This window comes from Streptomyces sp. NPDC020731 (assembly GCF_044334705.1).
Taxonomy (GTDB): Bacteria; Actinomycetota; Actinomycetes; order Streptomycetales; family Streptomycetaceae; genus Streptomyces.
On sequence record NZ_JBIRTN010000010.1, the window covers coordinates 141,372 to 154,611 of the forward strand.

At 71.0% G+C, this 13,240-nt stretch carries 8 protein-coding genes; 3 read left to right on the forward strand and 5 right to left on the reverse strand.

The genetic code is table 11. The features are described from left to right. Nucleotides 1-2 precede the first annotated feature (2 nt). From cydD to hisC, 4 genes are all read right to left on the reverse strand, one after another. A complete protein-coding gene (cydD, locus tag ACH4VX_RS17610; protein WP_398368286.1) occupies nucleotides 3-3,497 on the reverse strand; it encodes a thiol reductant ABC exporter subunit CydD in 3,495 nt (1,164 codons plus the stop codon). 13 nt (nucleotides 3,498-3,510) lie between these two features. Further along, entirely contained in the window at nucleotides 3,511-4,515 is a 1,005-nt protein-coding gene (gene cydB, locus ACH4VX_RS17615; protein WP_398368287.1) for a cytochrome d ubiquinol oxidase subunit II, read from the reverse strand. A gap of 20 nt (nucleotides 4,516-4,535) precedes the next feature. Further along, nucleotides 4,536-6,041 (reverse strand): cytochrome ubiquinol oxidase subunit I, encoded by a 1,506-nt coding sequence (locus ACH4VX_RS17620; RefSeq protein WP_398368288.1) that lies wholly within the window; start codon nucleotides 6,039-6,041, stop codon nucleotides 4,536-4,538. Between the two features lie 243 nt (nucleotides 6,042-6,284). After that, nucleotides 6,285-7,364 (reverse strand): histidinol-phosphate transaminase, encoded by a 1,080-nt coding sequence (gene hisC, locus ACH4VX_RS17625; protein WP_398368289.1) that lies wholly within the window; start codon nucleotides 7,362-7,364, stop codon nucleotides 6,285-6,287. Between the two features lie 438 nt (nucleotides 7,365-7,802). Between hisC and ACH4VX_RS17630 the strand changes: the two genes are divergently transcribed. The 3 genes from ACH4VX_RS17630 to ACH4VX_RS17640 all read left to right on the forward strand — a co-directional run bounded on the left by ACH4VX_RS17630 (nucleotide 7,803) and on the right by ACH4VX_RS17640 (nucleotide 11,611). Continuing rightward, nucleotides 7,803-8,915 carry a LacI family DNA-binding transcriptional regulator gene (locus ACH4VX_RS17630; protein WP_398368290.1) on the forward strand — a complete coding sequence of 371 codons (1,113 nt, stop codon included), beginning with the start codon at nucleotides 7,803-7,805 and terminating at the stop codon, nucleotides 8,913-8,915. A 551-nt stretch (nucleotides 8,916-9,466) separates the two neighbouring features. Continuing rightward, complete coding sequence (locus ACH4VX_RS17635) at nucleotides 9,467-10,558, forward strand: metallophosphoesterase family protein (protein ID WP_398368291.1); 1,092 nt, start codon at nucleotides 9,467-9,469, stop codon at nucleotides 10,556-10,558. A gap of 183 nt (nucleotides 10,559-10,741) precedes the next feature. Then, complete coding sequence (locus ACH4VX_RS17640) at nucleotides 10,742-11,611, forward strand: hypothetical protein (RefSeq protein WP_398368292.1); 870 nt, start codon at nucleotides 10,742-10,744, stop codon at nucleotides 11,609-11,611. 122 nt (nucleotides 11,612-11,733) lie between these two features. Here the strand turns inward: ACH4VX_RS17640 and ACH4VX_RS17645 are convergent, their stop codons facing one another. Then, nucleotides 11,734-13,185 (reverse strand): VWA domain-containing protein, encoded by a 1,452-nt coding sequence (locus ACH4VX_RS17645; RefSeq protein ID WP_398368293.1) that lies wholly within the window; start codon nucleotides 13,183-13,185, stop codon nucleotides 11,734-11,736. Nucleotides 13,186-13,240 lie beyond the last annotated feature (55 nt).

A 13,240-nucleotide genomic window follows, 5' to 3' on the forward strand; every position in this document is an offset into this window, starting at 1 on the left:
GGCTAGCGTGCCGCCACCAGGAGGCCGGCCTGCTCCTCCCGGCGCGCCATGGCCCGCAACGGGCCGGCCACGGAAGCCAGTTCGGCGTACGGCCCGCTCTGCACCACCCGTCCCTCGTCCAGCACGACCACCTCGTCCACCGCCTCCAGACCGGCCAGCCGGTGGGTGATGAGCAGCGTCGTACGGCCCTCGGTGGCGGCCAGCAGGTCGGCGGTGAGCGCGTCGGCGGTCGGCAGGTCGAGGTGTTCGGCGGGTTCGTCGAGCACCAGCACGGGGAAGTCCGCGAGCAGCGCCCGGGCGAGCGCCAGCCGCTGCCGCTGCCCGCCGGACAGCCGTGCCCCGTGCTCACCGACGAGCGTGTCGAGCCCTTCGGGCAGGCCGTCGGCCCATTCCAGCAGCCGGACCCGGCGGAGAGCGTCGCGCAGCTCGTCCTCGGTCGCGTCCTTCCTGGCGAGCAGCAGGTTCTCCCGTACCGAGCTGTTGAAGAGGTGCGCGTCCTGCGCGCACAGTCCGACCAGCCGCCGTACGTCGTCGCCGTCCAGGGAGTACGCGTCCACCCCGGCCAGTGTGTAGGCGCCCGCGCCCGGGTCCAGGAACCGCAGCAGCGCTTGCGCGAGGGTCGTCTTCCCGGAGCCGGACGGGCCGACCACCGCGATCCGGCGGCCCCGTTCGAGCGTCAGGTCCACCCCGGCGAGCGCGTCCCGGTCCTGCCCGGGGTGCCGGGCGGCCAGCCCCTTGACCACGAGCGGGAACGGCGACGCGGGAGCCTGCCGGGGCGCCTCCGGCTCCCGTACGGGGACCGGGGCGTCCAGGACCTCGTACACGCGCTCGGCGCTGCGGCGTACCCGCTGCCGGTACTGCACGGCGAGCGGCATCCCGAGGACGGCCTCGAACGCGGCCAGCGGGGTGAGGACGACGACGGCGAGGGTCACACCGTCCAGTCGGCCGGTGGCCACGGCCCGGGCGCCGACGAGGGCGGCGGCCGCGACGGTCAGTCCGGAGATCAGTGCGGAGAGTCCGTCACCGAGCGCGGTGGCGGTGGCGGCGCGCGAGGCGATCCGGGTGAGCGTGCCGTCGGCCCGGCGCGCCTCGGCGGTCCGCGTGGGCAGGGCACCGGCGACGGTCAGCTCCGCGGTGCCGGTGAGCAGATCGGTCACCCGGGTCGCGAGGACGCCCCGCGCCGGTGCCAGCCTGCGCTCCGCGCGCCGGGCCACGGCACCGGTCAGCAGGGGCACACCGGCGCCCGCCGCGAGCAGCCCGGCCGCGAGCACGGCCCCGGCCTCGGGCAGCAGCCAGGCGGTGAAGCCGACGGACAGGGCGGAGACGGCGACGGCCGCACCGGCCGGCAGCAGCCAGCGCAGCCAGTAGTCCTGGAGCGCGTCCACGTCGGAGACCAGCCGGGAGAGCAGGTCGCCCCGGCGGGTACCGCGCAGTCCCGCGGGCGCCAGCCGCTCCAGCCGCCGGTACACCGCGACCCGGGTGTCGGCCAGCATGCGCAGCACGGCGTCGTGCGACACGAGCCGCTCGGCGTAGCGGAACACGGCCCGGCCGATGCCGAAGGCGCGGGTCGCCGTCACGGCCATCATCAGATACAGCACGGGCGGCTGCTGCGAGGCCCGGGAGATGAGCCACCCGGAGGTCGCCATGAGCCCGACGGCGCTGCCCAGGGCGAGGGTGCCGAGCAGCAGCGCGAGGGTGATCCTCCCCCGCCGGGCGCCGGACAGGGCACGGACGCGGGCGAGGACACCGCCCGGGGCCGGCCCTGCGTCTTCGTGCTCGGCGGGCCCGCTGTCCGGTACGGGGCCCGTTCCGGCGGCCGTCGCGGTGCGGCCCTCCCGGCGCGAGGGCTCCCCGGGGGCCGCGGGAGCCGGTTCGGCGAGCCGCACCACCCGGTCCGCCACGGCCAGCAGCGCCGGCCGGTGCACCACGAGCAGCACCGTCCGGCCGGTGGCCAGTCGCCGTACCGCCGCCACGACATCGGCCTCGGTGGCACCGTCCAGCGCGGCCGTCGGCTCGTCGAGCAGCAGGACGGGACGGTCCGCGAGGAACGCCCGGGCCAGCGCGAGCCGCTGCCGCTGCCCGGCCGACAGTCCCGCTCCGTCCTCACCGAGCACGGCCTGGGCGCCGTCGGGCAGCGCGTCCACGAACTCCAGCGCCCCGGCGTCCCGCAGGGCACGCCGCACGGCGTCGTCGTCGGCGTCGGGCCGGGCCAGCCGTACGTTCTCGGTGATCGTCCCGGCGTACAGATGCGGCCGCTGCGGCACCCAGGCGACGCGACTGTGCCACTCGGCGAGGTCGAGTCCGCCGAGATCGGCTCCCCCGATCCGCACCCGCCCCTCAGTGGGCCGGACGAACCCGAGCAGCACGTTCAGCAGGGTCGACTTGCCCGCGCCGCTCGGTCCGACGAGTGCGACCGTCTCCCCGGGGGCGACGGTGAGGGACACGTCCGTCACCGCGTCCGCGGACCGGCCCGGATAGCGGACCGTCACGTCCTCGAAGGCGAGGGCGCCCGTCGGCACCGCTGCCGTCCCCGACGCGGGCACGGGTGTCTCCAGCACCGAGAAGATCTCCTCGGCCGCCCCGAGGCCCTCCGCGGCCGCGTGGTACTGAGCGCCGACCTGCCGTAGCGGCAGATAGGCCTCGGGCGCCAGGATCAGGATGAGCAGACCGGTGTAGAGGTCCATCTCGCCGTACACGAGCCGCATGCCGATCGTCACCGCGACCAGCGCCACCGAGAGCGTGGCGAGCAGTTCCAGCGCGAAGGAGGAGACGAAGGCGATCCGCAGCGTCCGCATGGTCGCCCGCCGGTATTCGTCGGTGATCCGGCGGATGGACTCCGCCTGCGCCTTGGCCCGTCCGAAGACCTTCAGCGTCGGCAGTCCGGCGACGACGTCCAGGAAGTGGCCGGACAGCCGGGACAGCACCAGCCACTGACGGTCCATCCGGGACTGGGTGGCCCAGCCGATCAGCACCATGAAGATCGGGATGAGCGGCAGGGTGCCGACGATGATCGCCGCCGAGACCCACTCCTCGGTGACGATCCGTGCCAGCACCGCCACCGGGACGACCACCGCGAGCCCCAGCTGGGGGAGGTAGCGCGAGAAGTAGCCGTCGAGGGCGTCGACCCCACGGGTGGCCAGGGCGACCAGCGATCCGGTGCGCTGCCCGTCCAGCCACCCCGGCCCCAGCGCCGTCGACCGCTCCAGCAGCCGCCCCCGCAGCTCCGACTTCACCGCGGCGCTCGCCCGGTGCGCGGCCAGCTCGGTCAGCCAGCCGACCAGCCCACGGCCGGCCGCGACCACGGTGAGCAGCAGCAGGGGGGTGCCGAGTGCACCGACGGACAGCCCGTCCTGGAAGGCGCCCACCACGATCTCGGCGATGAGCATGGCCTGGGCGATGACCAGCACCGCGCCGACGGCGCCCAGGCCGACGACCGCCATCAGGAAGCCTCGGGTGGCGCGGGCATACCGAAGCAGGCGCGGGTCGATCGGTTTCACGTGAAACACACCCTCAGTGCACGGGGTCGGCGATGTGCTGGGTGCCGATCCGCTTGCGGAACACCCAGTACGTCCAGCCCTGGTAGAGCAGCACCACCGGTGTGGCGATCACTGCGAGCCAGGTCATGATCTTCAGGGTGTAGGGGCTGGAGGAGGCGTTGGTGACGGTCAGGCTCCAGTCGGCGTCCAGGGTGGACGGCATGACGTTCGGGAACAACGTCAGGAAGAGCATCGCCACGGCGGCCACGATGGTGACGCCGGACAGGGCGAACGCCCGCCCTTCGCGTCCTGCCTGGTTCGCCACCAGGGCGGCGACCAACGAGGCGACCGCCACGGCCAGCGCGACCAGGCTGCTGCCGTCACCGCGGTCGGCCTGCGTCCACAGCAGGAAGGCCGCCGCCAGTACAGCGGTGACCAGACCCACCCGCAGGGCCAGCTTCCGCGCCCGCTCCCGGATCTCACCGACCGTCTTGAGGGCCGTGAACACCGTGCCGTGGAAGGTGAACAGCGTCAGCGTGACCAGGCCGCCCAGCAGGGCGTACGGGTTGAGCAGGTCCCAGACGTCACCCACGTACTCGAACTCGGCGTCGATCTTCACGCCGTGCACGATGTTCCCGAAGGCCACTCCCCACAGGAACGCCGGGATCAGTGAGGTCCAGAAGATCGCCGTTTCCCAGTTGCGCTGCCAGTTCTCCTCCGGCCGCTTCGCCCGGTACTCGAAGGCGACACCGCGGATGATCAGGCAGATCAGGATGGCCAGCAGTGGCAGGTAGAAGCCGGAGAAGAGTGTGGCGTACCACTCGGGGAAGGCGGCGAACGTCGCGCCGCCGGCCGTGAGCAGCCACACCTCGTTGCCGTCCCAGACGGGGCCGATGGTGTTGATCAGCACCCGCTTCTCGGCCCGGTCCCGGGCGAGCAGCCGGGTGAGGACACCCACCCCGAAGTCGAAGCCCTCCAGGAAGAAGTAGCCGGTCCACAGGACGGCGATCAGTACGAACCAGACGTCGTGCAGTTCCATGACGGTGCAGCTCCCTCGGCCTAGTACGAGAAGGCCATCGGCTTGTCGGCGTCACGGATGTCGCCGCCGAGCTTCGTGGGCGGGTTGAGGTCGGAGTCGCCGAGCTCGGGCGGGCCGGCCTTGACGTACTTGGCGAGCAGCTTGACCTCGATGACGGCCAGGACGGCGTAGAGCAGGGTGAAGACGGACATCGAGGTGATGACCTCGGCCGTGGACACACCGGGGGAGACCGCGTCCCTGGTCTGCATCACGCCGTAGACCACCCAGGGTTGCCGGCCCATCTCCGTGAAGATCCAGCCCCAGGCGTTGGCGATCAACGGGAACGCCATGGTCCACAGCGCCAGGAGCCAGTACAGCCGGGTGAGCCGGGAGCCGAGCGGCTTCTTCAGCAGCACCAGGTGCGGTACCTCGTCCTCCCCGGTGCGGTGGGCGGCCGGGAGCAGGAACTTCTTGCGGGTGAGCCACAGGCCGAGGAGGCCGAGCGAGAAGGAGGCCATCCCGAAGCCGATCATCCAGCGGAAGCCCCAGTAGGCGACGGGGACGATGGGCTTGTAGTCACCGGGGCCGAACTTCTCCTGCAGGGCCTCGTTGGTGTCGTTGATGCCGGGCACGTACGACTCGAAGTCGCTGTGGGCGAGGAAGGACAGCAGGCCGGGGATCTCCAGGGCGACCTTGTTGTGGCCCCGGTCGACGTCGCCGTAGGCGAACACGGAGAAGGGCGCCGGTTCCTCGCCGTCCCACAGGGCCTCGGCTGCGGCCATCTTCATCGGCTGCTGCTCGTACATGACCTTGCCGAGGGTGTCGCCGCTGATCGCGGTGAACAGGCCGCCGACCGCGAGGGTGACCAGGCCGAGCCGGAGCGAGGTCCGCATCACCGGGATGTGCTTCCCCCGTATCAGGTGGAAGGCGGCGATGCCCACCATGAAGGCGCCGCCGGTCAGGAAGGCCGCCGAGAAGCTGTGGAAGACCTGGTTGAGCGTGGTGTTCTGGGTGAGCACCAGCCAGAAGTCGGTGAGCTCGGCGCGGCCCTTCTCCTCGTTGATCCGGTAGCCGACCGGGTGCTGCATCCAGGAGTTGGCGGCGAGGATGAAGTACGCCGACAGCAGGGTGCCGATCGAGACCATCCAGATGCAGGCCAGGTGGATCTTCTTGGGCAGCTTGTCCCAGCCGAAGATCCACAGTCCGATGAAGGTGGACTCGAAGAAGAAGGCGATCAGAGCCTCGAAGGCGAGCGGGGCGCCGAAGACGTCACCGACGAACCGCGAGTAGTCGGACCAGTTCATGCCGAACTGGAACTCCTGCACGATGCCGGTGACCACGCCCATCGCGATGTTGATCAGGAAGAGCTTGCCCCAGAACTTCGTCGCCTTGAGGTACTTCTCCTTCTCCGTGCGCACCCAGGCGGTCTGCAGCCCCGCGGTGAGGGCGGCGAGCGAGATCGTCAGGGGAACGAAGAGGAAGTGGTAGACGGTGGTGATACCGAACTGCCATCGCGCCAGGGTCTCCGGCGCCAGAGCCAGATCCACGTCGTCGCTCCTTACTTCACTTCGCCGTGGTCGCGGCGGCCGCTTGATCCCGTTCGTCCCTCGACATCTCGGACGAAAACGGGATGCGCTTGTGAACGCGTTCACATTCACAAGCAATTATGACCTACCGTTTTTCTGACCGGGAAGGGGGGTCCCCTGTGACGTCGACCCCTTTGCGCGCACTTCCGCACACACGAAGGCGGCCGACGGACGAGCCGCCGACCGCCTGGACATACGCGCCGGTCAGACCTCCTTGCGGAAGCCTTCAGCCACCTTCAGGAAGATGTCGTTCGCCTCGGTCTCCCCGACCGTGACCCGCACGCCCTCCCCGGGGAACGGCCGGACGACCGCACCCGCCTGCTCGCACGCCTGCGCGAACGCCGCCGTGCGCTCCCCCAGCCGCAGCCAGACGAAGTTGGCCTGGGTCTCGGGCACCGTCCAGCCCTGGTCCCGCAGCGCGTCCATCACGCGGTTGCGCTCACAGACCAGCGAGCCGACCCGGCCGATCAGCTCGTCCTCGGCGCGCAGTGAGGCGATCGCCGCGTCCTGTGCGATCTGGCTCACCCCGAACGGCACCGCCGTCTTGCGCAGCGCCGCCGCCACCGGCTCATGGGCGATGGCGAAACCGACACGCAGCCCCGCCAGGCCGTACGCCTTGGAGAAGGTCCGCAGGACGCAGACGTTGGGCCGCTCGCGGTAGATCTCGACGCCGTCCGGCACCTCGGTGTCCCGGATGAACTCGCGGTAGGCCTCGTCGAGCACCACCAGGACGTCGCTCGGAACCCGGTCGAGGAAACGCTCCAGCTCGGCCCGCCGCACCACCGTGCCGGTCGGGTTGTTGGGGTTGCAGACGAAGATGAGCCGGGTCCGGTCGGTGATCGCCCCGGCCATCGCGTCCAGGTCGTGCACGTCTCCCGGGGTGAGCGGCACCTGGACCGACGTGGCACCGCTGACCTGCGTGATGATCGGGTAGGCCTCGAAGGACCGCCAGGCGTAGATCACCTCGTCGCCGGGCCCGGAGGTGGCCTGCAGCAGCTGCTGGGCGACACCGACCGAGCCGGTGCCGGTGGCCAGGTGGGAGGCCGGGACCGCGAAGCGCTCGGACAGCTCGGCCATCAGCGCCGTACAGGCCATGTCCGGGTACCGGTTGAAGGAGGAGGCCGCGGCCGTCACGGTCTCCATCACGCCGGGCAGCGGCGGATAGGGGTTCTCGTTGGAGGACAGCTTGTACGCCACCGGTCCGCCGGCCGCCGCCGGCTTGCCCGGCTTGTACGTGGGGATCCCCTCCAGCTCGGCGCGCAGCTTGGGGCTCGTCTCGCTCACCGCAGTCCTCCTCGCGAAGACCGGCGGCACCCGTGTCCGCCGCCGACATCCAATACTGCTCACCTTATGAGGATTGGGCGCCGCTGCGTAGAGGAGCAGAGGATGCTCACCGGCCCGTACGTCACAGAGGCAACAAGGGCAACGTAACCCGAAGGTGTACGAATGGCGTGCGGACCAGGGGCGCGCTGTACATATATCTACGCGCCGGTGGCTTGCGCCGTGGCGCGCATCCCTCGTGCAGGTGAGTTGAGACCTCTTCGCAACATCACACCCTCGACAGGCCCGCATGCGCCGACACGCCAGGTCTTGGTATCGGAACGTTCAACACCCTTTACTTCTAAGCCAATTGACCCTTAATGATCATGCAGAAACGTGCCTGTCAACGCGTGCATATGCGTCCGCCCTACCCCACCGCATGAGCCCTACTATCGGCTCGCCATGACAGCAGCAGGGAAGCACCAGGTGAGCCGCGCGGATACCTCACGCCGAGGCAGCCGGCCGGAACGAGCGGGCATCAGGGACGTGGCCGCCGCCGCCGGAGTCTCCATCACGACCGTCTCCGACGCCCTCAACGGCAAAGGAAGGCTCCCGGACGCCACCCGGCGCCACGTCCGCGAGGTGGCCGACAGACTGGGGTACCGCCCCTCGGCCGCCGCCCGTACGCTCCGCACCGGGAAGTCCGGACTCATCGGCCTGACCGTGACGACGTACGGGGATGAACCTTTCACCTTCACCGAGTTCGCGTACTTCGCCGAAATGGCGCGCGCCGCCACCTCCGCCGCGCTCGCCCGCGGCTACGCCCTCGTCATCCTGCCCGCGACCTCCCGCCACGACGTGTGGTCCAACGTGGCCCTGGACGGCACGGTCGTCATCGACCCCTCCGACCAGGACCCGGTCGTCAGCGAGCTGGTCCGCCAGGGCTTACCGGTCGTCTCCGACGGCCGGCCGGCCGGTTCGCTGCCGGTCACCGCCTGGGTCGACAACGACCACGAGGCCGCTGTGACGGGCATCCTCGACCACCTCGCCGACGCCGGCGCCCGCCGCATCGGCCTGCTCACCGGCACCACCACCGACACGTACACCCACCTGTCGACCACCGCTTATCTGCACTGGTGCGAGCGTGTGGGCCAGGATCCAGTCTACGAGGCCTACCCGGCGCACGATCCGTGCGCCGGCGCCGTCGCCGCCGACCGGCTGCTCGCCCGTCCCGACCGACCCGACGCCGTCTACGGCCTGTTCGATCCGAACGGTACCGATCTGCTCGCCGCCGCCCGCCGCTACGGCCTGCGCGTCCCGGACGACCTGCTGCTCGTCTGCTGCAGCGAGTCCACGGTCTACGCCAACACCGAACCGCCCGTCACCACGCTCTCCCTCAAACCGCGCCGCATCGGCACGGCGGTGATCCAGCTGCTCATCGACGCCATCGAGGGCGTCGACTCGGACCAGCCGGTGGAGCAGGTCATACCGACCGAGCTGATCGTGCGGACCTCCTCGCAGCGGCGTCCGCCCCGTACGACGGTCAGCCCGCCGAGGTCACCGAAGGGGTCGTGACACAGGGGTCCCGACAGGGCGTGCCGCGGCCCGGATCGTGGAGCTTCCGCTTCCGGAGGGGAAAGCGGCGGCTTCGACGACCGGCCGCGCCTCGGAAGAAGGCGTGTCACGCACGCCGGGTCGGCATCGGAGGGCGTCCGGGACGGTGCCCACTCCGTTTCCGGGGGGTCTCGTACAGGCGGGTCCGGGTCCCGCAGGGACGGTCCCGTCTCCGGAGGGGGGACGGCCCTGTCTCCGGAGGGGGGACGGTCCTGTCTCCGGAGGGGGGACGGTCCTGTCTCCGGAGGGGGACGCGAGGGTGTTCCCGGGCACCCCTCCGGGGGAAACGGGCCGGGCACCCGGAAGGAAGGCGAACCGGTCAGCGGCGGAAGGTGTGCGGCCGGGGCCGTCGAAGACCCACTCAAACAGGGCGAAAGCCGCGGTGAACCGGAGTCTTGCTCCGATTCACCACCCCTGGGTCGTCACACGGCGCGATCCGCATTCCTATGATGGGCCCACGACACCGCGGGCCGCTGCGACCAGGCAGTCCGACGCGGTGCAGAAGCGGCGCGATGGTGGAGGGGTCGATGACTCAGGGGGCCGGTCAGGGACCCGAGGTGGAGCGGACGGCGACGTTGCGCGACTTCCGGGTACCCGCGTACGTGCACGAGACCGGTCCGTATGCCCAGAGCACGCACCCCGGCGACGTCGTCCCGCCCTCCGAGGAGACCTATCCGGAGGGATACACACCCACCCAGCGGGACCTCCCCGTCATCAATCGGGGGGACACTGTTCAGGTGACCGTCGATCCCGCGTCCGTCCCCGCCCCGCAGCCCGCCACCGGCCAGGGACCGCTGTATGTGGTCGGCGACGTCCACGGCTACCTCGACGAGCTGGTGGCCGCCCTCCAGGAGCAGGGGCTGCTGGACTCGGCGGGCCAGTGGTGCGCCGGCACCGCGCGGCTGTGGTTCCTCGGCGACTTCACCGACCGCGGCCCGGACGGCATCGGCGTCATCGACCTCGTGATGCGGCTGTCCGCCGAGGCCGCCGCCGCCGGCGGCTACTGCAAGGCCCTCATGGGCAACCACGAGCTGCTGCTGCTCGGCGCCAAGCGGTTCGGCGACACCCCCGTCAACTCCGGCGCGGGCACCGCCACCTTCCAGGCGGCCTGGCTGCTCAACGGCGGACAGAAGACCGACATGGACCGCCTCCAGGACCACCACCTGCAGTGGATGGCCCGCCTCGACGCCGTCGAGGAGGTCGACGGCCATCTGCTGCTGCATTCCGACACCACCGCCTACCTCGACTACGGCCGTTCCATCGAAGAGGTCAACGACACCGTCCGCGAGACGCTCACCCGCAACGACGCCGACGAGGTCTGGGACCTGTTCCGCAAGTTCACCAAGCGGTTCTCCTTCCGCGACGAGGGCGGCGCCGACGCGGTGCGCTCCCTGCTGGATACGTACGGCGGCACCCGGGTCGTTCACGGCCACAGCCCGATCCCGTATCTGACGGGCGAAGTCGGTTCCGAGGACGGCGAGGACGACAGCGGCCCCGTGGTCACCGGTCCTCATGTCTACGCCGACGGACTCGCCATCGCGATGGACGGCGGGGTCACCATGGCCGGGAAACTGCTGGTCCAGCAGTTGCCGCTGGGCACCTGACGATCCAACGGGCCGTGACCGTGCGGCCCGCAACCGCACCGTGCACGTGCCAATTTCGGTAAACCCCCTGTCACCACGCGCCGTCACCGCTCTACCATCGGCTTATCCGTAGCAGGCTCCCCTCCGTTTCTGCCCGACGGCTCGTCAGCATGCCGAGCCCCAAGCCCTACGGAGCATCGGGGGATGCACATGAACAGCGTTCCGCAGCACCTGCTGAACGAGGACCGCCAGGAATACGAGCGGATTCTCGATGAGGCGCTGCGCTCCGCACCACACCACCCGGAACTGGCCGCGGTCGGACAGCGGCTCAACTCGGAACAACTGCGCACCATGGCGCTCAACGCCACCGCGATCATCACGACGGCCGCGGCGACCGAGTACCAGCACTATGTGAAGGTCCGTGAGGAACTGCGCCGGCCACCGTCGTCGGCCACCCCGTCCGTCCGCGAGTCCGGTTCCACCGAGCCGGACACGAACGCGGTGGGGCTCGCCGCCACCGTGGGAGAGGTCGCCGGGACCACCGGGGCCGGCGCCGTCGCCGTCGTCGCCGTCCTGGCACCCGTCCTGGCCGGAACGGCGGCTGCGATCTTCCTGCTCGTCGGCTACATCCTGCGGATGCTCGACCCCGGCGCCGCGTTCGCCCGGACCATGCTCACCACGGGGTGGGTGTTCGGCGCGGTGACGGCGGTCGCCATCCTCGTCGCCGCCGTGGGCCTGCTGCTCACCGCGTTGCACAACAAGCCCTCGGCGCTCGGCGGGCCGTACCGCGAACTCGACGGGGAGGTGGCCCTGGCCAGGGACGCCTGGCACGAGGCCCTGCTGGAGCGGGGGATCCTGCCGTTCCTGCGGGACGCGCTCACCGACCCGGCGACGGTCACTGCGCTGCGGCACACGGCACCGCCCGCGCCGACCAGCCGTATCCCGCACCTGGGGTACGACCGGCCGGGTTTCTCCAGTCCGGAGGAGGGGGCGACCCGCGGCACACGGCCGAGCTACTCCAGTCCGGACTACTCCAGCCCGGACTTCGGGGGACCGGAGCACCAGCCGGAGTAGCCGGGTGGCCCGTCCGTCGGCTTGCGCTCTCCATGCCGGAGGCGCGAGCCGGGTGGACGGGGCGGAGGGCCGGGTCCGATGAAGGGCTGGGGAGGTCGGACCGGGGAGGCTCGGACCGGGTCTCAGAGAATCCCCGCCCGTCCCGCGGCCGTGATCCACTGCGGGAACTCGGACAGCAGACGGTCGTACAGTTCCGCGTCCGGCACGGTGCTGATGTCGTCGACGGCGAAGAACCCGACGTTGTCGACGCGGCGTCCCGGCAGTGTGTCGAACCGCTCCAGCACGCCGTAGTTGGACCTGCCCAGCCCCACGAACTGCCAGAAGACCGGTTCCTCCACCGCCTCGCGGAGCTCGCGCTCGATCTCCTTGTTGCGGTAGACACCACCGTCGGAGAAGAACAGGACGAGGGTCGGAGCGGACGCGGGACGGTCCCGGACGAACGCCCGCACCTCGGCGATGACCTTCTGCTCCTCGTTCTGGATGCCCACGTCCCGCATGTCGACCTGGCTGGGTTCCAGCCCCTTCTTCCGCCCGCGCCTGAACAGACCCACCTCCCCCACGCGCACATGCAGCCGCAGCCACTCGGGAAGCTCCCCCAGCCGCAGATCCGGCAACCGGGCCGGGTTCGAGGCGAAGGTCCAGGCCTGCATCTCACCGTCGTCGTCCAGCTGCGCCGCGACCGCCGCCATCCGCTCGACGACATCGGCCACGACCCCCTTGGAGTACAGGAAGGACATGGACCCGGAGGCGTCGAGTACGAGGATGACGCGCGCGGTGACCTCGGCGGCCCCGTGCTTGCGCAGACTGACCGCCACCTGCTCCTTGCGCAGCGACAACCGCTTGCGCATGTCGACGGGCAACCGCTCCTCGCCCTTGGTGAGCCGCGGGGCACCGGAGTGGGGGTGGGGCACGGAGGGCTGATGGGCGGGCGCGACCGGCACCGCGGGAGGAACGGGCGGGGACGGCGGAACCGGGGCTGCGACGACCGCGGGTGGGGCCGGGGGCGCGGTGGCCGCGGGGGAAGCGGACGAGACCTGGGGCGTGTCGTCCACGGTGATGCCGAAGTCCGTGGCCAGGCCCGCGAGTCCGGAGGCGTACCCCTGTCCCACCGCCCGGAACTTCCACTTCCCCTGCCGCCGGTACAGCTCGCCGCCGATGAACGCGGTCTCCGTCCCCGCCGCCATGTCGAACCGGGCCAGCTCGGCCCCCGCCCCGGCGTCGAGCAGCCTGAGCACCAGTCCCGGCACCTGCCCGAACGTCCCGCCGTCCGCCGACGCGCACAGCACGATCCGCTCGACCGCCCCTTCCACGGCGTCCAGATCCACCTCCACGGTGTCGGTCACGTCCCGCGCGCCACGCTGTTTCCCGAGGTGCGTCACGGCGCCGGACGTGTGACGGGACTGGTTGTAGAAGACGAAGTCCCCGTCGTCCCGCACCCGCCCGGCCTCCGTGAGGAGAAGCGCCGAGGCGTCGATGTCGGGCACACCGGGCCCGGCCGCCCAAGCGAACTCCACGCGCACCACGCGGGCATCGACGGGAAGATTGGACCCCTTGCTCATCGGACTCGCTGTCATGGGGCCAGTCTGCCCACCCGCCCCGGCGAAGGGGAGAGGCAACCGCACCTGCCGC